23 protein-coding genes are annotated in these 24,562 nt (G+C 73.3%); 8 read left to right on the top strand and 15 right to left on the bottom strand.

Translation table 11 applies throughout. The features are described from left to right. Positions 1-116: 116 nt before the first annotated feature. The 4 genes from ACQP1P_RS39430 to ACQP1P_RS39445 all read right to left on the bottom strand — a co-directional run bounded on the left by ACQP1P_RS39430 (position 117) and on the right by ACQP1P_RS39445 (position 3,460). On the bottom strand, positions 117-617 hold the full coding sequence (locus ACQP1P_RS39430; protein ID WP_433079174.1) for a DUF2199 domain-containing protein: 501 nt from the start codon (positions 615-617) through the stop codon (positions 117-119). A gap of 181 nt (positions 618-798) precedes the next feature. Next, on the bottom strand, positions 799-1,602 hold the full coding sequence (proC, locus tag ACQP1P_RS39435) for a pyrroline-5-carboxylate reductase (protein ID WP_433079176.1): 804 nt from the start codon (positions 1,600-1,602) through the stop codon (positions 799-801). Positions 1,603-1,672: 70 nt separating this feature from the next. Then, positions 1,673-2,701 (bottom strand): 6-phosphofructokinase, encoded by a 1,029-nt coding sequence (locus tag ACQP1P_RS39440; RefSeq protein WP_433079178.1) that lies wholly within the window; start codon positions 2,699-2,701, stop codon positions 1,673-1,675. Positions 2,702-2,821: 120 nt separating this feature from the next. Continuing rightward, positions 2,822-3,460, bottom strand: coding sequence for a MerR family transcriptional regulator (locus ACQP1P_RS39445; protein WP_433079180.1), 639 nt, complete (start codon positions 3,458-3,460; stop codon positions 2,822-2,824). Between the two features lie 86 nt (positions 3,461-3,546). Between ACQP1P_RS39445 and ACQP1P_RS39450 the strand changes: the two genes are divergently transcribed. Both ACQP1P_RS39450 and ACQP1P_RS39455 read left to right on the top strand, forming a co-directional pair. After that, a complete protein-coding gene (locus tag ACQP1P_RS39450) occupies positions 3,547-4,473 on the top strand; it encodes a hypothetical protein (protein ID WP_433079182.1) in 927 nt (308 codons plus the stop codon). Continuing rightward, positions 4,470-4,937, top strand: coding sequence for an ABA4-like family protein (locus ACQP1P_RS39455; protein WP_433079184.1), 468 nt, complete (start codon positions 4,470-4,472; stop codon positions 4,935-4,937). The genes ACQP1P_RS39450 and ACQP1P_RS39455 overlap by 4 nt, the downstream gene beginning before the upstream one ends. On the opposite strand, the gene ACQP1P_RS39460 is transcribed toward ACQP1P_RS39455, so the two are convergent. Both ACQP1P_RS39460 and ACQP1P_RS39465 read right to left on the bottom strand, forming a co-directional pair. Continuing rightward, positions 4,887-5,381, bottom strand: coding sequence for a polyadenylate-specific 3'-exoribonuclease AS (locus tag ACQP1P_RS39460; RefSeq protein ID WP_433079186.1), 495 nt, complete (start codon positions 5,379-5,381; stop codon positions 4,887-4,889). The two genes, ACQP1P_RS39455 and ACQP1P_RS39460, sit on opposite strands and share 51 nt — an antisense overlap. Positions 5,382-5,414: 33 nt before the next feature. Then, positions 5,415-6,299, bottom strand: coding sequence for a phosphotransferase (locus ACQP1P_RS39465; protein WP_433079187.1), 885 nt, complete (start codon positions 6,297-6,299; stop codon positions 5,415-5,417). A 325-nt stretch (positions 6,300-6,624) separates the two neighbouring features. On the opposite strand from ACQP1P_RS39465, the gene ACQP1P_RS39470 reads away from it, so the two are divergent. Both ACQP1P_RS39470 and ACQP1P_RS39475 read left to right on the top strand, forming a co-directional pair. Next, positions 6,625-7,317: a Crp/Fnr family transcriptional regulator gene (locus ACQP1P_RS39470; protein ID WP_223097114.1), complete on the top strand. Its 693-nt coding sequence runs from the start codon at positions 6,625-6,627 to the stop codon at positions 7,315-7,317. 115 nt (positions 7,318-7,432) lie between these two features. Further along, entirely contained in the window at positions 7,433-11,014 is a 3,582-nt protein-coding gene (locus ACQP1P_RS39475; protein WP_433079189.1) for an ATP-binding protein, read from the top strand. Between the two features lie 296 nt (positions 11,015-11,310). On the opposite strand, the gene ACQP1P_RS39480 is transcribed toward ACQP1P_RS39475, so the two are convergent. Further along, a complete protein-coding gene (locus ACQP1P_RS39480) occupies positions 11,311-12,015 on the bottom strand; it encodes a lysophospholipid acyltransferase family protein (RefSeq protein WP_433079191.1) in 705 nt (234 codons plus the stop codon). A gap of 178 nt (positions 12,016-12,193) precedes the next feature. Here ACQP1P_RS39480 and ACQP1P_RS39485 point away from each other — a divergent pair, with 178 nt between their 5' ends. Further along, complete coding sequence (locus ACQP1P_RS39485; protein ID WP_433079193.1) at positions 12,194-13,021, top strand: DUF308 domain-containing protein; 828 nt, start codon at positions 12,194-12,196, stop codon at positions 13,019-13,021. Between the two features lies 1 nt (position 13,022). Here ACQP1P_RS39485 and ACQP1P_RS39490 read toward each other — a convergent pair whose 3' ends face one another. Genes ACQP1P_RS39490 through ACQP1P_RS39515 form a run of 6 tightly spaced genes read right to left on the bottom strand, consistent with a single transcriptional unit; the run spans position 13,023 to position 17,805 of the window. Continuing rightward, positions 13,023-13,817: an alpha/beta hydrolase gene (locus tag ACQP1P_RS39490; protein ID WP_433079195.1), complete on the bottom strand. Its 795-nt coding sequence runs from the start codon at positions 13,815-13,817 to the stop codon at positions 13,023-13,025. Positions 13,818-13,828: 11 nt separating this feature from the next. Beyond that, positions 13,829-15,241, bottom strand: coding sequence for a flavin-containing monooxygenase (locus ACQP1P_RS39495; RefSeq protein ID WP_433079197.1), 1,413 nt, complete (start codon positions 15,239-15,241; stop codon positions 13,829-13,831). Between the two features lie 18 nt (positions 15,242-15,259). Next, positions 15,260-15,946, bottom strand: a complete 687-nt coding sequence (locus ACQP1P_RS39500) for an endonuclease/exonuclease/phosphatase family protein (protein WP_433079199.1) — start codon at positions 15,944-15,946, stop codon at positions 15,260-15,262. An 8-nt stretch (positions 15,947-15,954) separates the two neighbouring features. After that, a complete protein-coding gene (locus tag ACQP1P_RS39505) occupies positions 15,955-16,899 on the bottom strand; it encodes an ROK family glucokinase (protein ID WP_433079201.1) in 945 nt (314 codons plus the stop codon). Positions 16,900-16,930: 31 nt separating this feature from the next. After that, complete coding sequence (locus ACQP1P_RS39510) at positions 16,931-17,365, bottom strand: hypothetical protein (RefSeq protein WP_433079203.1); 435 nt, start codon at positions 17,363-17,365, stop codon at positions 16,931-16,933. Then, positions 17,362-17,805, bottom strand: a complete 444-nt coding sequence (locus ACQP1P_RS39515) for an SRPBCC family protein (RefSeq protein WP_433079205.1) — start codon at positions 17,803-17,805, stop codon at positions 17,362-17,364. Before ACQP1P_RS39515 ends, ACQP1P_RS39510 begins: the two co-directional genes overlap by 4 nt. Before the next feature lie 154 nt (positions 17,806-17,959). Here ACQP1P_RS39515 and ACQP1P_RS39520 point away from each other — a divergent pair, with 154 nt between their 5' ends. The 3 genes from ACQP1P_RS39520 (at position 17,960) to ACQP1P_RS39530 (ending at position 22,180) form a co-directional block, all read left to right on the top strand. Continuing rightward, a complete protein-coding gene (locus tag ACQP1P_RS39520) occupies positions 17,960-19,750 on the top strand; it encodes an AMP-dependent synthetase/ligase (protein WP_433090300.1) in 1,791 nt (596 codons plus the stop codon). Between the two features lie 162 nt (positions 19,751-19,912). After that, a complete protein-coding gene (locus ACQP1P_RS39525) occupies positions 19,913-21,478 on the top strand; it encodes a sensor histidine kinase (RefSeq protein ID WP_433090302.1) in 1,566 nt (521 codons plus the stop codon). A gap of 33 nt (positions 21,479-21,511) precedes the next feature. Further along, on the top strand, positions 21,512-22,180 hold the full coding sequence (locus ACQP1P_RS39530) for a response regulator transcription factor (protein WP_344610478.1): 669 nt from the start codon (positions 21,512-21,514) through the stop codon (positions 22,178-22,180). Between the two features lie 202 nt (positions 22,181-22,382). Here the strand turns inward: ACQP1P_RS39530 and ACQP1P_RS39535 are convergent, their stop codons facing one another. Further along, positions 22,383-23,510: a glycosyltransferase family 4 protein gene (locus ACQP1P_RS39535; RefSeq protein WP_433079207.1), complete on the bottom strand. Its 1,128-nt coding sequence runs from the start codon at positions 23,508-23,510 to the stop codon at positions 22,383-22,385. Between the two features lie 147 nt (positions 23,511-23,657). Next, positions 23,658-24,236: a GDSL-type esterase/lipase family protein gene (locus ACQP1P_RS39540; protein ID WP_433079209.1), complete on the bottom strand. Its 579-nt coding sequence runs from the start codon at positions 24,234-24,236 to the stop codon at positions 23,658-23,660. Positions 24,237-24,562: the final 326 nt, after the last annotated feature.

A 24,562-nucleotide genomic window follows, 5' to 3' on the forward strand; every position in this document is an offset into this window, starting at 1 on the left:
TGCCGGGTTCGTCGTGGGTAGGCGGTGGATGACTGGTGGTAATCGGCTGCCGGTAAGAGAAAGGTAGATCACCACGCGAGGGGTCAACAGCGGTGAATGCCTGAATGAACGAGATCTCAACCGCCGCAGACCCGGGCGACCTCGGCGAGGCGATGCGCGTCGATGCCGTCGCGCTGCTCGACGGCCAGCGGGTGGTCGGTCGGCTCGAGCTCGACCAGCGGCCGGCGGCCCGGTTCCCGAGTATGCACGCGGGTCCTGAGCCGGATGGTGTCGGGGTACCCGGGGATGGTGTTCGACAACCATCCGAAGTACGGCTGCTCGGTGACCCGCCCGGGGTCGTCCCACCGCTCGACCGCGCGCTCGAAGTTGACCGGGCTCAGGCTGACCCAGACGTTGTACGTCAGCGGCTCCTCACGCCCGCGCACCGGAATCTCGACCAGCCCCCGGATGAAGAAGTGCAGCTCGTCGAGATCGGGCGCGTCGATGCAGCAGAGCTCGTCCTCGAGGAAGGACGCACCGCCGGCCTCGGGGGCGCCCCAGTAGTCCGGCGCGGAGAACGCCCACACCGTCGGCACTTCGCCGAGCTCCGTGCCGCAGCACTCGCAGACTGAAGTCACCGCGGCATGGTAGACCCGCGCGGCTGCGGCCCCACCTTCGCCCGACCGGCACGAGCCGCGATCGGTGCGCTCGGGCGAGATCCGGCGAATCCCCGGACCGGCGAAACATCCGCTACGTCGCGGCGCGCGGCGCCCGACGCATCGGGCCGAAGCCGGCCGCATCGGGCCGAAGCCGGCCGCGTCAGCCCTGAGCCGCGATCTCCCGGGCCCGGTCGCGAGCCGCCTCCAGAGCCGCGAGCAACGCCGCCCGCACGCCGTGGTTCTCCAGCTCGCGAATCGCGTTGATCGTGGTGCCGGCCGGAGACGTCACCGCCTCGCGGAGCTTCACCGGGTGCTCGCCCGACTCGCGCAGCATCACCGCCGAGCCGATCGCGGTCTGCACGATGAGGTCGTGGGCCACCTGGCGGGGCAGGCCGAGCAGGATGCCCGCGTCGGTCATGGCCTCGACGAGGTAGTAGAAGTAGGCCGGGCCCGAGCCCGACAGGGCCGTGACCGCGTCCTGCTGGGACTCGGGCACGCGGATGGTGCGCCCGAGCGGGCGGAACATCTCCTCGGCCACGGCCAGGTGCTCGGCGGTCGCGAAGGAGCCGGCCGAGATCGCGGTCATCGCCTCGTCGACGAGGGCGGGAGTGTTGGTCATCACCCGCACGACCGGGGTGCCCTCCGGCAGGTACTTGGCGAAGAAGGCCGTGGGCAGGCCGGCGCACAGCGACACGACCAGCTTGCCGGCGGGCATCTTCGGGCCCAGGTCGGCCAGCAGCGCGCCGGCGTCCTGGGGCTTCACGGCGATGGTGACGACGTCGGCCTCGCGCAGGGCGGTCTCGTTGTCCACGACGCGGATGCCGTACCGCTCCGTCAGCTCGCGAGCGCGTTCCGCCCGGCGGGCCGTGGCGATGATCCGGTCCGTGGACCAGCCGGCCCGCTGCAGGCCCGACAGCAGGACCTCGCCGAGTTTCCCGGCACCGAGTACGGCGATGACGCGCACGACACAAACCCCCAGAGACAAGGAAGCGCCTGGGGCCGCGCGTGCGGCCCCAGGCGGTACCACAGGAACATCAGGAACCGAAGAAGACCTCGGCCTCGGTGTAGCGCTCCACCGGCACGGTCTTGAGCTCGCGCGTCGCGTCGGCGAGCGGGACCCGCACGATGTCGGTGCCGCGCAGCGCGACCATCTTGCCGAAGTCGCCGTCGTGCACGGCGTCGATCGCCTGCAGGCCGAAGCGGGTCGCGAGCACGCGGTCGAAGGCGCTCGGGGTGCCGCCGCGCTGGATGTGGCCGAGCACGACCGTGCGGGCCTCCTTGCCGGTCTTCGACTCGAGCTGCTCGGCGAGCCACTGGCCGATGCCGCCGAGGCGGACGTGGCCGAACGCGTCGAGCTCCTGGTTGAGCAGCGTCATCTGGCCGTCGAGCGGCTGGGCGCCCTCGGCGACGACGACGATCGGGGCGTACTGCGTCTGGAAGCGCTTCTCGACGTAGCCCGCGACCTGGTCGACGTCGAACTGCCGCTCCGGCAGCAGGATCACGTTCGCGCCGCCGGCGAGGCCCGCGTGCAGGGCGATCCAGCCCGCGTGGCGGCCCATGACCTCGACCACGAGGGTGCGGTGGTGCGACTCGGCGGTGGTGTGCAGCCGGTCGATCGCCTCCATGGCGATGTTCACGGCGGTGTCGAAGCCGAACGTGTAGTCGGTCGCGCCGAGGTCGTTGTCGATCGTCTTGGGCACGCCGACGACGTTCACGCCGAGGTCGGTGAGCTTGCTGGCCACGCCGAGGGTGTCCTCGCCGCCGATGGCGACGAGCGCGTCGACGCCCAGCTCGGCCAGGTTGGCCTTGATCTTCTCGACGCCCCCGTCGATCTTGAACGGGTTCGTGCGGGAGGAGCCGAGGATGGTGCCGCCGCGCGGAAGGATGCCACGGACCTGGGCGATGCCCAGCTCGCGGGTGATGCCCTCGAGGGGACCGCGCCAACCGTCACGGAAGCCCACGAACTCGTGACCGTAGGTGGAGATCCCCTTGCGGACCACGGCACGGATGACCGCGTTGAGGCCGGGGCAGTCGCCGCCCCCGGTCAGTACGCCGATACGCATGCTTGATCTAGCCTTCCTGGTTGCGTGCCCGACCCCGAGAAGGGCGCGGTCGAGCCGGAGGTACCGCATCATGGCGACGCTGCCGATTCACAGCGCACTGTAGTCGCTCCGGCTGAGCCCTCAGCAGTCGTCCCCGCGGATCCCGAACTTCTTCGCCGACTCGTGCTCCTGGGTCAGCCGGCGCAGCGCGGCCAGCAGCGAGTCGCCGAGGACCGATCCGACGACGGCGGCGTAGAGCATTCCCTCGGGGCCGGCGGCCCGCCCGACGAAGGCCAGATCGTGCACCGCGATCGTCTCGGCGACGTCGGCGTACTGCTCCAAAAGTACCCCCACATCGGCCCCCACCTGCTCGAACGCGGCGAGCACCTCGGCCGCGGCCTGCCGGGCGGGCGCCCGCGGGCCGACCAGCCAGCCCCGCTCCTCGGCGAGCCGGTCGATGCGCTTGCGGGCCGCCGCGACCGACTCGGGATCGATGGACTCCTTGCCGTTCACGGACGAGGGCAGGGCGTGGCCGAGCACGTGGTGCACGTCCGGATCCGGCTCGTCGAGCGCCTCGAGGAGCTGACGGATCGTGGCGATCGGCAGCCGGCCGATGTCCAGCAGCACCCGCACGAGGCGCAGCCGCTGGACGTGGCGATCGTCATACCGCGCCTGGTTCGGGCTGGTCAGCTCGCCGGCCGGGAGCAGCCCCTCGCGCAGGTAGTACTTGATCGTCGGCACCGGGACACCGGTCTGACGGCTCAGTTCCGCAATGCGCACGTGACTCCTTCCGACCTTGGAATGGATAGTGTACCTTTCCGCTTATGGGAAGCACAGCTATCCACTATCCACTCAGGCGAGCGGAGATGCACCGGCCCCTCATCGGTGTCGCCGGCCTGATGGCCGCCCTGGCCCTCGCCACCCTGATCGGCGTCCTCGTCGACGACCGCACCCTGCTCGGCGCGCCGATCTGGCTCAAGCCGCTCAAGTTCTCGATCTCGATCGCCATCTACGCCACCACGATCGCGTGGCTGCTGCCGCGGCTCGAGCGGCGGCCGCGGCTGGGCTGGTGGCTCGGCACGGTCATCGCGGGCACCATGCTCGTCGAGATGGTGATCATCGCCGGGCAGGCGGCCCGCGGCCACCAGAGCCACTTCAACAACCGCACGCCCCTCGACGCGACGCTGTACAGCGTCATGGGCGCCACCATCGCCGTCGCCTGGGTCGCCACGCTGATCATCGCCGTCCTGCTGCTCATGCAGCGGATGCCGGACCGGGCCGACGCGCTCGCGGTGCGCCTCGGCATCCTCGTCGCGCTGGCCGGCATGGGCGTCGGCTTCCTCATGACCATCCCGAGCGCCGCCCAGCTCGCCACCGGCCACCCGACGATCGTCGGCGCGCACGCGGTCGGCGTGGAGGACGGCGGCCCCGGCCTGCCGCTGCTGGGCTGGAGCACCACCGGCGGCGACCTGCGCGCCGGGCACTTCATCGGCATGCACGCCCTGCAGGCGCTGCCGCTGTTCGCGTTCGCCCTGGCCCTGGCCGGGCGCCGGATCGCCCGGCTGCGCGAGGAGCGGGTCCGCGTCCGGCTGATCGGCGTCTTCGGGCTGCTCTACGCCGGGCTCACGGCGCTGGTCACCTGGCAGGCGCTGCGCGGGCAGCCGCTCGTGCGCCCCGACGCGGTGACCCTGTCCGCCGCGGCCGCGCTGCTCCTGCTCGCCGCGGCCGGGGCCGCCTGGGCCGGGTCCGGACGCTCGAGGACGACCGTCGCGCCCGCGGGGGCACCGGCATGAGCGGGACGCTGTTCGAGCTGGCGTTTCTAGCGACGGTACCGTTCTGGGCCCTCATGATCCTGGCCCCCGCCTGGCGCTGGACCCGCCGGATCGTCTCCTCGCCGCTCATCGTCCTGCCCACGCTGCTCGTCTGGGCGGTGGCGATCGCGCCGAGCTTCGGGGACTTCGCGCGCGAGATGCTCGGCCCGGACCTGGCCGGGGTCAAGGCCCTGTTCGCGCGCGACGACGTGGTGGCCGCGGTGTGGGCCCAGGTCATCGCGTGGGACCTGTTCGTCGGCCGCTGGATCTACCTCGACAGCCGGGTGCGCGGCCTGCATCCGCTGGTCATGGCCCCGCTGCTCGTGCTCACGATCCTGCTCTCGCCGCTCGGGCTGCCGCTGTACCTCGTGATCCGGCTGGTCAGGCGGCCCGTGTCAGCCGTGCATGACGCGCCAGCGGGCGAGGTTGTGGCGCGCGTCGACTAGGGCGTCGTGGCGGCCCTCCGCGACCGGCAGCGGGGGGCGTCCGGCGTCGTCCCACAGCTGGCGGAGGTCCTTGGTGAAGCGCGGGATCTCCCGGGGCAGGGCCGGCATCGACCCCCACAGCTGGGCCAGGGCGACGTGGTCGTAGGCGGCGTACCAGGCCCACAGCTCGATCTCGTCCGCGTCACCGGACTTGAGCGGCTCGGTGAGGAAGTCCAGCAGCTCCTCGCGGATGCGCTCCCGCGACCGCCACGCCTTGTCGGCCGGCGACGGCAGCTTGTCCAGCACGTTGCGGCGCACCCACGAGACCGCGCGCGAGTCGTCGAACTCGGTCGAGACCGCGTAGTACTCGCGGCCGTGCTCGTCGACCACGCCGATGGACACGAGGTCGATCAGCTTGCCGTCCTCGATGAACTCGCAGTCGTAGAAGTACCGATAGGGGGCCACCGGCCCCATCCAACACCATCCGGTCCCGGGTGATCACAGGGCGTCGGACAGTTGCGAGTACAGCCCGGCGAGCCGGATCAGCTCGGCGCGGTCCCCGGGCCGGGCGCCACCGGCGTGCCCGCGCGCCGCCGCCCCGGCCGCGGCCAGCGCCGTGGCCAGGCACAACAGGGCCGGCAGGACGGCCTCGCACTCGTCGCGGGGCACGCGGGACGAGCGCAGGTAGGCGTCCACGAGCCCGTCGGCCGCCTCCGGCCCGCCCGCCGCGAGCACCGCGGCGGCCAGGTCGGCCAGCAGCGGCCCGGTGCCGGCGGCGGACCAGCCGACCAGGCCGACCGCGCCCGTGGCCGGGTCGAGGCGGAAGTGCGCGGCCCGCGGGTCGTTGTGCAGCACGCCGTACGTGAGCTGGTCGGTCACCATGATCCGGCGCACCGCCGCGGCCGTGTCCCGCAGCGCCGGCCCGAGCCAGGGCTCCGCGGCGAGGTGGCGGCCCGGAGCCGCGGCCGCCGCCGGATCGAACTTCGCCAGGTGCTGATGCGTGAACCGGCGCAGGGTGCGGTGCGCGGACCCGAGGGTGTCGCCCCACCACTGCCGGTCGAGCGGGTCGGCCGCGCGCAGGGGACGCCCCGGAACCAGGTGGAGCAGGGCCACCACGCCGTCGCCGGCGGCGACCGTCAGGGCGCCGTCGGCCGCGCGGACCGCGGACCCCGCCCCGATGCCGAACGCGTCCACGTGCCCGGCCGCGGCGAGCCCGGCCTCGAGACCGGACCGTCCGCGCATCGGCACCCATTTACCGACGAATTGGCCGCCGTTGATCTCGACCCGCCATGCGCACCGGTCCAGCGGAATGCACGGACCGGGATTGCACTGCCAGCTTCGGCGCAACGTCGCGCGCACCTGCTCGGCGGCGGGGGCAGCCACGCAGCGCATTATCCGCCCCGGTGGCGGGCCGCATCCGCGAATCGGCGGAAATGCTCCCAGACTGCCCCCGGGCAGTGGCGGGCCGAAGGGTGCGCGCACCACCCCCGGCCCGCCCGGCACGGCGCCGCGCCCCCCGCCCCCCGGCCACTTGCGCGGTGGCACTAGCCTGCGTGCGGACTCATGCGCGGCGCTGTCAGTGAGCCGATGCGGGGGATGTACAGACTCCGACACGCACGTCATGATCTGGTAGAAGTTCCGTACTGTCGTCGTGATCACCTACCGTGATCACGAGTCCGATCAACGCCGAACCGGGAGGGGTTTGACCGTGGAGGGTCGGCTGCCAGATCCCGGCGACGCACTGACCGGTGTGGAAATGTTCAGTGGTCTGGAGCCCGATGTGCGTCAACGGGTCATCCAGGCAGCGGTGCCACGGACATACCGCAAAGGCCAGCTGCTGTTCGTCGAAAACGATCCGGGAGAGTCGCTCATCGTGCTCAAGCGCGGTGCCGTGATGGTGTTCCGGACCGCTCCGACCGGCGAACGCGCGGTCCTCTCCGTTGTGCGGCCCCCCGACACGCTGGGCGAGGTGTCCCTGCTCGACGGGGCGGCCCGCTCGGCCTCGGCGGAGGCGATCGAGGACTGCCAGGCGCTGGCGCTGTCCCGGCACGCCTTCATCGAGCTGGTCCACGCCAACCCGCGGATCCTCGACGCCGTGATGCGCTCGCTGGGCCTGCTCATCCGGCGGCTCACCGAGCAGAACGCCGATCACGTCTTCCTCGACCTGCCGGGCCGGGTGGCCAAGACGCTGGTCCGGCTGGCCGGCGAGACCACCGCGCCGATGGTCACCATCGAGCTCAACCAGAGCCAGCTCGCCGAGATGGCCGGCGGCTCGCGGCAGAGCGTCAACCAGGCGATCGGATCGTTCGCCAGCCGCGGCTGGCTGCGCACCGAGGGCCGCCGGATCGTCGTCACGGACCTGACCGCGCTGCGCCGGCGTGCCGGAATGACCGACCGGTAAGTACCCTTTCGGGCCAGGATTGTAGGGCTGGACGGCCGGGGTAGCGGGTGCCATTTCGGACACCTGGCCGCCCCGGCCGCCGCCGTGTGAGGATGGGATCTCACAGGGCAAGGGAGTGTCGGCGATTTCCAGTCAGTGCGCACGCTGCGGCCGCCAGGCGGGCGAGGGCGACCGTTTCTGCGGTGGATGCGGCGCCGAGCTGAGCCCACCCTGCCCCACGTGCGGGCGCACGCTCGCCCCCGACGCCGCGTTCTGCACCGGCTGCGGCACCCCGCGGGCGGACACGACGGCGGCGCGCAACCTGATCCGCGCCGAGCGCGCGACCGGCCGGGCCCCCGTGCCCGCGATCCCGCCCGCCCGCAGCGAGGACCGGCGACGCATCAGCGTGCTGTTCGTGGACCTGATCGACTTCACGCCCTACGTCGAGCGCGCCGACCCCGAGCTCGTGCGCGAGCTGCAGAAGAGCTTCTTCTCCACCGCCCGCGAGGTCATCGGGCAATACGGCGGGGTCGTGGAGAAGTACATCGGCGACGCGGTCATGGCGCTCTTCGGCGCGCCCGTGGCCACCGAGACCGACGCCGTGCGCTGCGTGCGGGCCGGCCTGGAGCTGCAGCGGGTGCTCGCCCGCTACGCCAGCACCGGCGAGGGCGAGCGCGAGCTGCGCTTCCGCGTCGGCGTGGCCACCGGCGAGGCGCTCGTGGACGTGGCCGCGGCGCGCGACGGCGGCCAGGCGATCGTCGCCGGCGACGTGGTCAACACCGCCTCCCGGCTGCAGTCGCTGGCGCCGCCCGGCGGGGTGCTGGTCTGCGGCACGACCTACGCGCTGACCAAGTCCTCGATCCGCTTCGAGCAGCAGCCGCCGGCCACGCTGCGCGGGCGCTCCACCCCGACCGAGGTCTGGCTGGCGCTGGCCCCGCTGCGGCGCAACCACCCCGACCGCGAGGCGGGCTCCACGCCGCTGGTCAACCGCACCCACGAGCTGAGCCTGCTGGTCAACGCCCTGCACCGGGGGCTGCGCGAGCGCACGCCGCAGCTGGTGACCGTGCTCGGGCACGCCGGGATCGGCAAGAGCCGGCTGGTGCACGAGCTGTTCCTGCACGCCGAGCGGCTCTTCGACGCGCCGGTGGCCTGGCGGACCGGGCGCTGCCCGCCCTTCGGGGAGAACGTCACCTACGCGGCGCTGGCCGACATCGTCAAGGCGCAGGCCGGCATCCTCGACACCGACTCCGCCGAGACGACCCGGGAGCGGCTGGACGCGGCTCTGGCCGCGATCGTCGGCCCGGCGGTCTCCTTCTCCGAGGCCGAGCGGCTCGCCGACGCGCTCAGCCCGCTGGTCGGCCTGCCCGGGCCGAAGCTCGCGCCGGACGAGACCGAGTCGGCCTGGCGGCGCTTCGTCGTCGCGCTGGCCGCGCACCGCCCGACCGTCCTGGTCTTCGAGGACCTGCACTGGGCCGACGAGTCGATGGTCCGGTTCGTGGAGCGCCTGGGCGCCTCGGTGCGCGACGTGCCGCTGCTGCTGCTGTGCACGGCGCGCCCGGAGCTGCTGGAGCGCAACCCGAGCTGGGCGGGGGCCGTGGCCGGGGCGGTGTCGATCACGCTGCCGCCGCTGCGCGACGCCGAGATCGCCACGATGTACGCGCACCTGCTCGGGGCGGCCACGTTCCCGTCGCAGTCGCTGAGCTCCCTGGTCGAGCTGGCCGACGGCAATCCGCTCTACGCGCTGGAGTACACGCGCATGCTCGCCGAGCAGGGCAGCGTGCGGGCGACCGACGCGCTCGGCCGCACGCTGCCGATGCCCGACAGCGTGCACGCGGTCATCGCCAACCGGGTCGACCTGCTCGACGCCGCCGACCGCGCGGTGCTGCAGGCCGCGGCCGTGGTCGGGATGAACTTCTGGCCGGGGGCGGTGGGCGCCGCGATGAGCCGGCCCGCCGACGGGATCGAGCGCTCGCTGCGCCGGCTGGAGCAGCGCGACCTCATCCACGAGCAGGCCGCCTCGACGATGGAGGGGCAGACGGAGTACCGCTTCGGCCACGTCCTGGTCCGGGACGTCTGCTACCAGCGCCTGCCCCGCACCGAGCGGGTCGCCCGGCACGAGCTGACCGCCGAGTGGCTCGACGGCCTGGCCGCGGGCCGGAACACCGATCTCGCCGAGGTCGTGGCGAACCACCGCTTCACGGCCTACGAGATCGCCCGCTCGCTGGGCCTGGACGCCTCGCGCTACAGCGTGCCGGCCCGCGACGCGATGCACCGGGCCGCCCAGCGGGCCTACGCCCTGCACGCGCTGGAGGCCGCGGCCGCGCACGCCAACAAGGCGCTCGCGCTGTGCGACGCCGGCACCGACCCGCTCGAGCGGCTGCGCATCGAGCAGCTCAGCTCCGAGATCCTGTTCTACGGCAACCCGGAGGCGTTCCTCAGCGGCGGCGGGGCCGACCGGCTGGTCGGGCTGGCCGAGCGGCTCTACGCGGCCGGCGACCAGGCCGGCGCGGCGCGGGCCTGGACCGTGCGGGGCCAGGCCGCGTGGCTGCGCGCCGACCGCCTCGACGCGCTGTCCTGCCTCGACCGCGCGGTCGAGCTCTTCGACGAGCTGCCCGACGGGCCGCCGAAGGCGGACGCGTACGCCGAGCTGGGCCGCCTGCACATGCTGAACTTCGAGGTCGACCCGGCGGTCGCGGCGGCCAGCGCGGCCGCGGAGATCGCCGACCGGCTGGGCCTGATCGAGGTGGCCACCGGCGCCCGGATCACCATCGGCACCGCGCTGTTCCAGGCCGGCGACCGCAACGGGCTGGTCGAGCTGCAGACGGCGCTGGACGTCAGCCGCGAGCGGCGGCTGCTCTCGGAGCACCGGGCACTGCGCAACGTCTCGTGGGCGCTGCTGGAGGACGGCGACTGGACCGCGGCCTCGGCCCTGCTCGGCGACAGCCGCAACGCGGTGCCGGGCAGCCACACCCTCGCCACCGGCTACTCCGACGTGGCCCAGTCGGCGTACTTCACCGGCGACTGGCCCGCCTACGTGGCCGCGGCCGAGGCGATGGCCGAGACCGGCGCCGAGTGGGACCTGCAGGTGCGCGGGGTGCGCGCCTGGATCCGCACGCTGCGGGGCGACGACGGCGACGACGACGTCGAGGAGCTGGTCGCGGCCGGGCGCCGCTCCGGCTTCTACCGCCTGCAGTGGGTCGTGCTCGGCCACGGCGCCCTGTGCCGGGCGCTGCAGGGCCGCGACCGCGAGGCCGAGGCGCTGATCGTGGAGCTGGCCAAGACGTGGCGCGAGGTCCGGGCGATCGCCAGCGGCGAGTGGATCGACGCGACCGCGCACGCGGCGGTGCTGTCGGGCCGGGTGGCGATGATGGCGATCCGGGACATGCTGGCCGACGTGCCGCACCGCACCCCGTGGGTCGAGGCGGCGCTGCGCACGATCACCGGGGCGATCGCGTCCGTCGACGGCGACCACGCCCGGGCCGCGGACATGCACCTCGCGGCCGCGGAGATCTACGGCGAGATCCCGAACAACTCCGCGCGCATCCTGTCGGTGACCTGGGCGGTGCGGGCGCTCGGGCTGGCCGGCGACGAGCGCATCGAGCCGTGGCGGGCCGAGCTGGTCGCCTTCGCCGAGCAGGCGGGCACCCCGAAGCTGCTCTCGCTCGCGGGGCTCACGCCGCCTCCGCTTCGCTCCGGCGACGCGAGCCCAGGAGACTGAGCTGCCCGATCGCGGCCCCTCCGCTTCGCTCCGGACCGCTCATGCCGCCTCCGCTTCGCTCCGGCGACGCGAGCCCAGGAGACTGAGCTGCCCGATCGCGGCCCCTCCGCTTCGCTCCGGACCGCTCATGCCGCCTCCGCTGCGCTCCGGACCGCTCATGCCGCCCCCGCTCCGCACCGGCGACGCGAGCCCAGGAGACTGAGCTTCCCGATCACGGCCCTCCGCCGCGCTCCGGACCGTTCACGCCGCCTCCGCTCCGCACCGGCGACGCGAGCCCAGGAGACTGAGCTGCCCGATCACGCCGCCACCGGCTCCTGCGGGGTCGGCTGAGCCGCGCTCTTGACCTTCTGGGCGTACATGTCGATGTACTCCCGGCCGCTCAGGGTCATCAGCTCGTACATGATCTCGTCAGTGACCGCGCGCTCGATGAACCGATCCCCCGCCATGCCGGCATATCGGGAGAAGTCGAGCGCCGGGCCGAACTTGATGTGCACGCGCCGGAGATTCGGCAGCTTCTGCCCGATCGGCTGGACTTTGTCCATGTTCATCATGGCCACGGGCACCACCGGGGCCCCGGACTCCAGCGCCAGGCGGGCGACGCCGGTCTTGCCGCGGTACAGCCGCCCGTCCGGCGACCGCGTGCCCTCGGGGTAGATGCCGAAGATCCCGCCCGCGCGCAGGATGCTGAGCCCGACCTCGAGCGCGGCCCGGGCCGCCTTGCCGCCGGAGCGGTCGATGGGGACCTGGCCGGTGCCCGCGAAGAACAGCTTCGTGAGCCAGCCCTTGATCCCCTTTCCGGTGAAATACTCCGCTTTCGCCGGGAACGTGACCCGGCGCCGGACGCTCAGCGGCATGAAGATCGAGTCGGCGAAGGAGAGATGATTGCTGGCGATGATCACCGGGCCGGTGGCGGGCACGTGCTCAAGCCCCTCCACCTTGGGTCGGAAGACCAGCTTCAGCCAAGGTCCGAGGACGATGTACTTGAGGAGCCAGTAGAGCACGGCCGACCTTTCGGGATCGCGCGACAATCGGTGATGACCGTCGCAAAGAGCCTACGAACCAGTACGGCACACCACAACGCACTCCCGGAACGACGGCCGGGCATGTCAGGATTTCGGTCAGCGGTTTTTTCGCGGCGCACCCGGTCGTCGCGACGGCGGCCGCGGGGAGGGGCGAGCTGTGCCAGGGGGTGGGGCGCGGCGCGGCCGGCGGGACAACGGCCTGGTGGCGCAGGAATACGCGGTGGTGGGTGACGTCGATCCGCGGGTCGGCGAGCATCTCTTGCAGATGCTGGCGGAGGGCGGGATCGCCGCCTACCTCCAGCCGGCCTCCGACCTGCATCCGCTGACCCGCACCACGACGCTGCCCGCGCGGCCGACCGACCGGCTCTACGCCGACCGGGAGCACCTCGCCACGGCGCAGGACTACCTCGCCCAGCTCACGTCGGCCGTGCCCGAGCAGAAGACCCCGGCCGGGGAGACGGCGGCGCCGGTGCCGCTGGAGGGCAGCACCCCGCCCACCCAGTCCGACGAGGACGCGTTCGCGGCGATCGTCGCCGGCTTCCACACCACCGTCGACCCGACGGTCGCGGTGCCCTGGCCGGCCGCCGAGGACCTGGACTCCTCCAGCACCGCCGCGCCGGACATGGACACCGAGCCGGCCCCGCGCGCGTCGCTGCGCCGGCCCTCCGACGCCGTGGACCGCTCGCTGCTGGACAGCCTCGACACCTTCGGCACCGACCTGCCGGACGACGAGGAGGAGAACGAGGGCTACACGCCGCCGCCCCCTCCCCCGCTGCCCCGGGTCGCGCCGGTGACGATCGTGGCCGTGCTCGCCCTGGCCGCCGGGCTCGTCCTGCTGTTCTGGCCCGACCTGCTGCCGCTGGGCTCGCAGACCACGCTCTTTTTGGGCTTCGCGGGCGTGCTGGCCGGCTTCGTGACCCTCGTGCTGCGGCTGCGCCCCGGCGACGAGGAGGACGACGACCCGGACAACGGCGCCCGGGTCTGAGCTACCCGCCGGCTTTGCCGAGCCAGTCCGCGATCGCATCGATCGGCTCCTGCCAGCGCGCGTCGAGCATGAGGTCGTGGCCCATGCCGGGGAAGAGCAGCGGGGAGCCGCCGTAGCGCCGGGCCACCCACTCCAGGGCGGAGGCGGAGACCACGCGGTCGTCGGGGCTGCCCACGACCAGCACCGGCGGGGCGCCGACCGGGGGCTCGGGCTGGTGGCGGGTGATGAGCTGGCGCTGGGCGCCGCCGGGGACCCGCTGGAGGCGCTGGACGTAGGCCTGGCCCGTGTTCGCCGGCAGTGCCCGGCTGAACAGCTGCTCGCGGCCGAGGGTGACCCGGCCGCCGAAGATCCCCGGCAGGGTGCCCGCCGGGTTGCGCCCGAGCAGGCCGAACGCGGTGCCGAGGCCGCCGAAGACCGGGGCGAGCAGCACGCCGGCCCGCACCGGGTAGCGCGCCATCGCCATGGCCACCACCAGGGCGCCGGCGCCGTGGCCGACCAGGACCGCCTGGCGCGGCAGCCCGGCCGCGACCTGGGTCACGTCGTGCACGTAGTCGCGCAGGCGGGCCTGGGGCGCCGGGCCCGAGCCGCCGTGGCCGCGCAGGCTCATGGCGTACGCCGGGAAACCCCGCTGAGCCGTGTGCTCCAGCCAGTGCTCGGCGAAGGCCCAGGCGCCGTGGCCGTAGCCCGGCACGAACAGCACCGGGGTCGCGGCGGGGTCGGCCGGGCCCGGGGGCTGCGCGTCGAGGACCTCGCGGCGCACCGGCTTGGGCGGGTCCGCCCACTCGTCCGACCTCATGACGCGCGTGGTCATCGGACCGCCTCCAGCTCGTGGAGCGCCTTCTCGAGCTCCTTGAGGTACACGAAGTGGCTCACCTCGAACCAGTGGCGCGTCGAGTCCGTGACCTTGCCCTGGGTGTACCGCCGATCGCCCTCGACCCGCAGACGCGCCCAGACGGCCTGCGCGCGGTCGGGCGCGGCGTCGAGGACCCGCAGCCACTGCGCGATGAAGACGGCCTGCCAGTGCGACAGCGTGAACAGCGCCGAGTCCGGCTGCAGCAGCCCGGCGACGGCGAGCGTGGGGTGGGTGCGGGAGAGCATCTGCAGGGCCAGGCGGGGCCGGCCGGCCGCGTCGCAGGAGAGCAGCTCCGGGGCCAGGAACTCGAACTTCGGCAGGTACCCGGTGGCCATGACGACCAGGTCGGGGTCGATCGAGCGGCCGTCGGCGAGCACCACCTCGTAGCCGTCGAAGTGCTTGACGTCGGGGACCGCGAGCACGTCGCCGTGGCCGAGGTAGTACGGCAGCTGGCTGTTGACCAGCGGGTGCATCTCGAGGATGCCGTGCTCGGGCTTCGGCAGGCCGAAGCGGGTCAGGTCGCCGACGGTCATGTTGATCGTGCGGTGCAGCAGCCACTGGCGCACCCGGGCGGGCAGCCGCATCGCCAGGATCCGGTCGTTGACCTGGTCCGATGGGCGGCCGAGGGCGAACTTGGGGGCGTACCAGTAGCCGCGGCGCGTCGAGTGCCAGCACTTGGCCGCCTGCTGGGCCGCCTCGACGGCGATGTCGCAGCCGGAGTTGCCGGCCCCGATCACGAGCACCTTGCGGCCGCGCAGCTGGGCGGCGTCCTTGTACTGGCTGGCGTGGATGACCTTGCCGCGGTACTCGGCGAGCCCCTCGTACTCGGGCATCTTCGGCGCCCAGTTGTGCCCGTTGGCCGCGACGACGGCGGCGTAGCGCATGGTGCGCGGCGCCCCGCCCCGGGAGCCCTTCACGGTCACGTCCCAGCGCGGGGGCCCGCCGCCGGGGTCGTCGACAGGTTCGGCCCGGGCGACCTCGGTGCCGAACCAGATGTGCTCGCGCAGGCCGAAGTGGTCGGCGTAGCGCTCGAAGTACTGCAGCATCTGCGAGTGGTGCGGGTAGTCCGGCCAGTCGTCCGGCATCGGGAAGTCGGGGAACTGCGTGAACGGCTTCGACGAGATCAGGTGCGTGCTGGCGTAGACCGGGCTGCGGTCGTGCCGCCAGTTCCAGCCCCCGCCGACGCCGGTCTCGCGCTCGTAGCAGTCCACCCCGAACCCGGCCTCGCGGAGGTTCTTGATCGCGGTGAGGCCGGTGCCACCGGCGCCGATGACGCAGACGGTGTCGCCGCGGTCGTAGACGGGCTCGCCGTCACGCCAGTGGGTCGCGTTCCCGGCGAGATCCTCGATTCGACCGTCAGCGCTCACCGCGGCATCATCCCGGATTTATGCGTCAATTTCCAGGTCGGCGATCACCGGGAAATGATCACTGGCGGCGCGGGACTGCGGCGTGTCGATCACGTCGTACTGCAGGACCGTGATCCGCGGATCGGCGAAGATCACGTCGAGGCGCTCGCGGGCCGCGGTGGCCGGGAAGGTCGGCCGCTCATCGAACCCGTCCGCCGTCGTGGCCGCGTCGGTGAGCCCGTCGGCGATCATGCGCCAGGCCGCCCCGCCGGAGTTCTCGTTGAGGTCGCCGGCGAACACCAGCGGCTCGGCGACCTCCGCCATCCGCGCCTTGAGCAGCTCGGCCTGGGCCGGGCGCTCGGCCGGGTCGGTCGACAGGTGCGAGCCGGCCGCGACGAACGTGGACCGGCCGACGCGGCACCGCACGAAGGCGGCGCCGCGCATGTGCCGGCCCGGCGTCAGCGGGAAGCGCACGTTCCACGCCTCCACGGCGCGCACCCGCAGGTTGGTGAGGACCAGGTTGCCCAGCGCCGGCAGCCCGCCGCCGCCGATCACGAGCTCCAGCTCGCGGCTCAGGGCCGCGCACTTCTGCCGCCAGCGGAAGCGCCGCGGCGCCTCCTGGAGGATCGCGATGTCCGGCGCGGCCTCGCGCACCACCGACGCGAGCGCGCGCCGGTCGTCCTTGAGGCCGTGCAGGTTGTACGACAGCACCCTGATCTTCGTCACCGATTCACCTACATACGTGCCAGATCCGCCGCGCCGACCACGCCGGCGAGGTTGCCCATCAGTGCCGGCCGGACGTCCGCGACCGGGAGCCGGCCGCGCTGGGCCAGCTGCTCCTCGTAGCTGGCCCGGGCCGGCTTCAGCAGCAGGTCGCCGGCGTCGATCACGCCGCCGCCGACCACGATGACCTGCGGGTCCAGCGTCTGCACCAGGTCCGCGAAGGCGACCCCGAGCCAGCGCCCGACCTGCTCGAACGCGCCGATGGCCACCGGGTCGCCGAGCCGCGCGGCGGCGGTGACCGCCGGGCCCTGGATCGCGTCCGGGTCGCCGCCGGCCTCGCGCAGCAGCGCCGCGGCCGCCTCGGGGCGGGCCTTGGCGTCGGCGCGGGCGAAGCGGACCAGGGCGTTGCCGCTGGCGTACTGCTCCAGGCAGCCCCGGCGCCCGCAGCCGCACGGGTGGCCGTCCGGGACCATCGTGGTGTGCCCGACCTCGCCGGCGACGCCGTTCGCGCCGCGGATGAGCCGGCCCCCGAGCACGATCCCGCTGCCGATGCCGGTTCCCACGGTGTACAGCACCATCGAGTCGTCGGCGTCGTGCGCGGCGCCGAAGCGGAACTCGGCCCAGGCCGCCACGTTGCCGTCGTTCTCCACGACGGTGGGCAGGCCGACCGCCTGCTGGATCTTGTCGCGCAGCGGCTCGTCGCGCCAGGCGAGGTTCGGCGCGAACTGCACGATCGAGCGGGTCGCGTCGACCCACCCGGCCGCGCCGATGCCGACCGCCTCGACCGGGTGCGCGGCCGCGAGCTCCCTGATCACCTCGATGATGCGCTCCGCGGTCTCGCCCGGGTCCTGCGCGGGCGTGTCGCGCCGCGTCTGGACGAGCACGTCGCCCGCGGTGTCGACGACACCGCCGAGCACCTTGGTTCCGCCGATGTCGACGCCGATGGTCAGACCCACTGCGGCTGGCTCCTCTCGTTGCTGCTCGGGGTCAATCCTGTTCGACGTCACTGTCGGTGGTTGACGTTTCATGCGTGGCCCTGTGCCAGGCGTCGATGCCGGTGTCGCCCCGCCCGGGCCGCTGCGGCTGTTCAGGCTGCCCCGGCTGCTCAGGTTGCCCCGGCTGCTCAGGCTGCCCCGGCTGCTCAGACTGCTTCGGCTGCTCAGACTGCATCGGCGCCGCCGCGGGCGGGCTGAACTGCCGCAGGAACGACGCCACGCCGGCGGCCACGTCGCCGGCTCCCGTCGCCAGGCGCTCGGCGAAGTCCGGATCCGGGTCGCGGGCGGCGGCGATGGCCTTGCACAGCGGGCACACGCAGCACTCGGCGGAGCCGGTGGCGAAGCCGGTCGTGCTGTTGGCGGCCATGGACACCGCGGCGAGCGCGGCGGCGACCAGGCGCTCGGCCTCCTCGCGGGGATCCCTCATGAGCCCTCGACCCGTCGCTTGAGCTCCTTGAGCGCGGTGTCCATGATCATCTTCTCGGCCTTGCGCTTGAACATCCCGAGCATCCCGATCGCCAGCTCCACCGACAGGGAGTAGGTCACCGTGGAGGTGCCGTCCGCGTTGGCGCCGATGTCGTACGAGCCGTTCTGCTGCTTCTGCACCTTCGACGGTGCGGTGAGGCTCCACTCGATGCGGCTCAGGTCCTCGGCGTAGGCATACTGCAAGGTGTACTCATCGGACACCGGGCCCGAGTCGAGCACGAAGTGGACCTGGCTGGCGTAGCCGTCCTCGTACTCCTCGACCACCTCGGCCGACTTCACCGCCGCCACCCATTCCGGATAGCGGGCGAAATCGGCGATGACCGCGGCGACCCGCTCCGGGGGCGCGTCAATGACGATCGACTGAGTCGAAGTGTCGGCCATGCGTGGCAGGCTACCTCTGCCACGGCACCGGCGGGGCGTCGGCTCGCCTGCTCGCAGGCACCTCCGTGTAATTGGGTGTGGGCGCCCTGTGCGTGGTGTTACGCGGAAAGGTAGGTTCCCGATACAGAAGTACAGCGTCGAAATGGAGCCGGACGTGCGCGAGTTCTCCGTCCCCGCCGCGGTCAGCGTCGCCGAGACGGCCACCCTGACCGACCCGGTCTGGGACAACGCCGCCGTGGCCCCCGCCACGGTGCAGTTCCAGCGCCTGGTGGACGGCACCTGGCAGGACGTGACCTGCGCTGACTTCCTCGACCAGGTCGTGGCGCTGGCCCGGGGGCTGCTGGCCGCCGGCATCGAGCCGGGCGAGCGCGTCGCGCTCATGAGCAAGACCCGCTACGAGTGGACCCTCATCGACTACGCGATCTGGACCTGCGGCGCGGTCACGGTCCCGATCTACGAGACCTCCAGCCCCGAGCAGGTGGCGTGGATCCTCGAGGACTCCGGCGCGGTCGCCTGTTTCGTGGAAACCGACGCGCACCGCGACGCCGTGGCCCAGCTGCGCGAGCGCGCCACCGCGCTGGCCCACGTGTGGCAGATCGACGGCACGCCGGGCGCGATCGAGCAGCTCGTCGGCGACGGGGCGGGCGTGTCCCGCGAGGAGGTCGACCGGCGGCGCACCGCGACCAAGGCCGAGGACCTGGCGACGATCATCTACACCAGCGGCACGACCGGCCGCCCCAAGGGCTGCATGATCACGCACCGCAACATGCTCTCCGACATCGTCAACGCGATCCCGGAGCTGCGCTCGCTGTTCAACGAGGGCGCCCGCACGCTGCTCTTCCTGCCCCTCGCCCACTCCTTCGCCCGGCTCATCCAGATCGGCGTGGTCCAGGCCCGGGCCACCATGGGGCACACGGCCGACACGAAGAACCTGGCCGACGCGCTGAAAAGCTTCCGGCCCACCTTTGTACTGTCCGTGCCGCGCGTGTTCGAGAAGGTCTACAACACCGCGAAGCAGCGGGCGCAGGCCGACGGCAAGGGGGCGATCTTCGACCGGGCCGAGCGGGTGGCGATCGACTACAGCGCGTCGCCGTCGCCGGGGCTGCTGCTCAAGGCCCAGCACGCGCTGTTCGACCGGCTCGTCTACGGCAAGCTGCGGGCCGCGCTCGGCGGCCAGTGCACGCGGGCCATCTCCGGCGGCGCCCCGCTCGGCGAGCGGCTCGCGCACTTCTACCGCGGCATCGGGGTGACGATCTACGAGGGCTACGGGCTCACCGAGACCTCGCCCGCGACCAACGCCAACCGCGACACCGGCGTGCGGATCGGCACCGTCGGGCGGCCGCTGCCCGGCGTGACGATCCGCATCGACGACGACGGCGAGATCCTCGTGCAGGGCGACATCGTGTTCCAGGGCTACTGGAACAAGCCCGAGGCCACCGCCGAGGTGATCGACGACGACGGCTGGTTCCACACCGGCGACCTCGGCGAGCTCGACGACGACGGGTTCCTGCGCATCACCGGGCGCAAGAAGGAGATCATCGTCACCGCCGGTGGCAAGAACGTCGCGCCGGCCGTGCTCGAGGACCGGGTCCGGGCCCACGCGCTGGTCAGCCAGTGCATGGTCGTCGGCGACCGGCGGCCGTTCATCGCCGCGCTGGTGACCATCGACCCGGACGCGCTGCCGGCCTGGAAGCGCGACAACGGCAAGCCCGAGGACGCCTCGATGGAGAGCCTGGCCGGCGACGAGCAGCTGCGCGCGGAGATCCAGAAGGCGATCGACGAGGCCAACCAGGCGGTGTCGAAGGCCGAGGCCATCAAGGTCTTCCGGATCCTGCCCCGCGACTTCACCGAGGCGACCGGGGAGCTCACTCCGTCGTTGAAGGTGAAGCGCAACGTCGTGCTGCAGGAGTACTCGGGCGAGATCGCCGCCATCTACGAGCGCTGAGCACCACCCGACCGATGCCCGACCGCAGTTGACAACCCCGGCCGCCTGGAGGGATCGCAGTTGACGGACCTGTCCGCAACCCGCACGGCCGCGCCGGCTCGCAGCACGCCGGCCGGTGAGCGCGCCGGGACGGCCGCGACGCAGGCGCGCACGGCGATCGTCGTGGTGCGGACGCTGCTGCTGGCCCTCGTCGCCGTGCTGCTGCTCTCCGACGACGTGCGCGGCGCCGAGCTGCTCTGGCTCGCGCTGCTGTTCGCCGCCGCGGTCGTCGCGACCGTCGCGCCCGACTCGCACGAGGTCGGCCGGCTCGGCCGGACCGCCGAGGTCCTCATCACCGCCTTCGCCGCGTCGACGCTCAACCACGACGCCGAGGCGCTGCTGCTCTACCTGCCGGTGCCGATCGTCGCCGCCGCGCTGTCCGAGGGGCGCCGCCTCGCCGGGGCCTACCTGGCCGCGGCCGCCGCGCTGCTCGTCATCGGCGGGGCGGTCGAGGGACGGCTCGACGAGCGGGACTACCTCGCCGCGGGCGGCACCTGGCTGGTCATCGCCGGGGTCGCCGCGTTCCAGGCCACGATGCTGCAGCGGGTGCTGCTGGCCCGCCGGCCCGAGGCCACCCCGCAGCCCTACGCCGAGGCCACGCGCCTGCTGACCCAGCTGCGCAGCGTCGCCCGGCAGCTGCCCGGGGCCACGCTCGACCCGGGCGGCCTGGCCGAGCACCTGCTCGACGAGGTCCGGGCGCTGGTGCCCTCCGCCCGCGGGGCCGTGCTGTCCGGCAGCGGCGGCGGGCGGCTGGTCGTGCTGGCCCAGGCCGGCGTGGAGCGGCTCGACTGGGAGACGGCGCTGGACACCGAGAGCGCCGTCGCCGACGCGTGGGCCACCCAGCAGCCGGTCGTCTCCGGGCGCTCGCAGGCCCGCTCGGTCGCCCGCGGGCAGAGCATCTCCTCGATGGCCGTGCCGCTCATCGCCGGGGTGCGCACCGTCGGGCTGATCGTGCTGGAGTCCGACTCCCCCGGCTCCTACCCGCCCGCGCTGGTCGCCAAGGTCCAGTCGGTGACCGGGGCGGCGGCGCTGCGGCTCGAGGCGGCCCTGCTCTTCGACGAGGTCCGCTCCCTGGCGACGACCGAGGAGCGGCAGCGGCTCGCCCGCGAGATCCACGACGGGGTGGCGCAGGAGCTGGTCATGGTCGGCTACGGCATCGACAACGCGGTCGCCGCGCTGCCCGACGCCGAGGCGGCCGAGGAGGAGCTGCGGATCCTGCGGGCCGAGGTCACGCGGGTCATCACGGAGCTGCGGCTGTCGCTGTTCGAGCTGCGCAGCGAGGTGGACCGCTACGGCGGGCTCACCGCGGCGATCTCCGACTACGCACGGACCGTCGGCGCGTCGGCCGGCCTGCGGGTGCATCTCTCGCTCGACGAGACCACCGCCCGGCTGCCGGCCGCCGTCGAGGCAGAACTGCTGCGCATTGCCCAGGAAGCCATCACCAACGCGCGCAAACACGCCGGCGCGGAGAATCTTTGGGTAACGTGCGCGGTCGATCCACCGTTCGCACAGGTAGAAATATCCGACGATGGCAGCGGCATCGGTGAGAACCGGCCGGACGGCCACTATGGTCTTGCGATCATGGCCGAGAGGGCGGAACGTATCCGGGGCCGGTTGGAGATCACGCCACGCGTGCCGAATGGGACCACAGTGGCGGTTGTGCTCGGAACCGCACCGCGTGCGCGGTAGCGTGAAGGCACCCAGAGGGAGAGAGCACCGGGAATGTCTACTACCGCGACGCCGACGACACGCACCAAAGTGCTGCTCGTCGACGACCACGATCTGATTCGCCGAGGGCTGCGGCACGCGTTCGAGCGCGACCGCCAGTTCGAGGTGGTGGGCGAGGCCGCGACCGCCGCCGAGGCGATCCGCCAGGCCGGCGCGCTGCAGCCCGACGTCGTGATCATGGACCTCCGGCTGCCCGACGGCAGCGGGCTGGAGGCCACCCGCGCCCTGCGCAAGACCAGCAACAGCATGGGCATCGTGGTGCTGACCATGTATGCCGGCGACGACCAGCTCTTCGGCGCGCTCGAGGCCGGAGCCTCCGCGTTCGTGCCCAAGACGGCCCCGGCCGACGAGGTCGTGGCCGCGGCCCGGCACGCCGCCTCGGCGCCCAGCGCGTTCACCGCGGCCGACCTGGCCGAGGCGATGAAGCGCCGGCTGGCCCCGAGCGGCCCGCAGCTGTCGCCCCGCGAGGGCCAGGTCCTGCGCCTGCTCGCGGACGGCATGAGCGTGGCCGGCATCGCCAAGCAGCTGTTCGTCTCCGAGTCCACCGCGAAGACGCACATCTCGAAGCTCTACGAGAAGCTCGGCGCGGCCAACCGGGCCCAAGCGCTCATGACGGCATTGCGTCTCGGTCTGCTCGAAGCCCCCGACGCCCCCAGTTTCTGACGCGTTCTCCCCCGACCCCGCAATCGCGCTGACGGCCGGCTCCCGATACCCCCGGGCAGCCGGCCGCGCCATTCCCGGAATGCGCCGGCGTGGATAACCCCGCCGTTTCCGGCCGCGTTTCGGCGTCGCTTTCGATTCCGGCGCCCGGGCGCGTTTCCCTGTCGCCGATATTCGCGCCGCGGCCGTCGGGGCGAGAGGATCGTCACCGCGGAGCGAGGAGGGACTGCAGGCGGGCGGCCTGTGTTTCCCAGCGCCATTCGGACTCGACCCAGGCGCGGCCGGCCGCGCCCATGCGCCTGGCCAGGTCGCGGTCCCGGAGCAGGGTGACGAGCCGGTCGGCCACCGCGTCCACGTCGCGGCCGGGGACCACGAAGCCCGTCTCGCCCTCCCGGACCGCGTTGGGGGCGCCGCCCGAGTCGCCCGCGAGGACGGGCAGGCCGGTGGCGGAGGCCTCGAGGTACACGATCCCGAGCCCTTCGACGTCGAGACCGCGGCGCCTCGTGCGGCAGGGCATCGCGAACACGTCCCCGGCCGCGTAGTGCGCGGGCAGCTCGGCCCACTCGACCGGGCCGGTGAAGACGACGTCGCCGCTCACGCCGTGCTCGCGGGCGAGGCGTTCGAGGGTCGAGCGGTACGGCCCGCCGCTCACCACCAGCAGCGCCGCGTCCGGCACCGCCCGGCGGATCCGCGGGAGGGCCCGGATGAGCACGTCCTGGCCCTTGCGCGGCACCAGCCGGGAGACGCACACGATGACCGGGCGGCCGGCCAGCCCGTGACGCTCCCGGACCACCGAGCCGTCGACCCGCGGCGAGTAGGCGTCCACGTCCACGCCCGGCGCGAGCTGCCGCAGCTGCGTGAGGCCGCCGATGGCGCGGGCGAGCCGCACCCGGAAGTACTCCCCCAGGTACGTGACCACGTCCGTCCCCCGCGCGATCCGCCGCAGCAGGCTCCGCGCGCCCGGCAGCGCCGCCCACCCGGCCTCGTGCCCGTGCGTGATCGCCACCGCGCGCTCGATCCCGGCGCGGCGGCGCAGGCCCGCGGCGAGCAGCCCGAGCGGGGCCGCGGCGCCGAACCAGACCCGGTCGCAGCCGCGGGCGCGCGCGATCTCGGCGGCCCGCCGGGCCACGTGCGGGGTCGGCAGCAGCATGCCGGTGTTCTCCCGGACGACCTCGAACGGCTGCTCGGCGTCGAACTTCTCGGCGCCCGCGAAGGTCGACGCGTAGACGACGACCTCGTCGCGCGGCTGGCGGACGGCGAGGTTGTGCACGAACTGCTGAATGCCGCCCGGCCGGGGCGGGAAGTCGTTGGTGATCAGCAGTGAGGTCGCCACCGGCAGACTGTACCGGCGCGCCCTGCCGGGCCCGGCCACGAGGCGCCACGGGCCACGAGACCGAAGCGTCGGGGCCGGAGGGTCTGGGCTCGGAGGGTCAGGGCTCGGAGGGTCGGGGCTCGGGGCCGGAGGGTCAGGGGTCGGGGGTCAGGCGTCGAGCCACCTCACCCAGGCCGGGGCGACCAGGCGGGTCAGGGCCTCGTAGCCGGCCGCGCCCGGGTGCGCCCCGTCGCCGGCGCGGACCTCGCGCATCCAGACCGGGTCGCGCACCAGGGCGGGCAGCGTGCTCACGTACGGCACCCGCAGGTCCCGGCAGGCCTCCGCGAAGCTCTCGTCGAGCGCGGCGAGCGCGCGGTTGACCGGCTCGTCGTCGACCGGCGGCGGGCCGACCACGAGCCGCGGCCACGCGGCGGCGTCGGTCAGCAGGGTGCGCAGGCGGCCGGTGGACCCGGCCGCGGGCAGGCCCTGGACGGTGTCGTTGACCCCGAAGGAGAGCACGAGCCGCGCGTCGCAGCCGGCCGGCAGGCGCGGCGTGCACTCGGCGCGCCAGCGGGCCAGCACGTCGGCCGACGTGTCGCGGCGGATGCCCAGGTTGTAGGCGGTCAGCGGGGTACCGCGGCGATGGGCCAGCGCGGCGAGCCGGCCCGCCCAGCCGAGGCACTGGGGATCGCCGACCCCGGCGACGAAGGAATCCCCGAGGAAGCAGACGCGCACATCCGACGACATGGGTCCATTGCATCTGAGTGGCGGTACCCAGCGCGAAATGGGTACCGCGACTCAGGCCCGCACCCCGGCCCGACCGGCAGATTCTTCGCATGCCGTACACGCTCGCTGATGGGGGTGCCGCGACCGCGCGGCGACGGGACGTGGTGTACCGGCGGGTCACGCGCGCGCTGGCGGTCGCGCTCGTGCCCGTCGCCTGGCTCGTGGCATCCCACCGGGGCGCGAGGACCGCCCCGCTCGCCTCGCGGGCACGGGCTTTCGGCCCCGGGCGGCACCGGGCCGAGCCCGGATCGCCCACAGGGGCGCTCGGGTCCGCGCACGACCTGGCC

This window comes from Dactylosporangium sp. CA-052675, assembly GCF_050947935.1.
In the GTDB taxonomy this organism is placed as follows: domain Bacteria; phylum Actinomycetota; class Actinomycetes; order Mycobacteriales; family Micromonosporaceae; genus Dactylosporangium.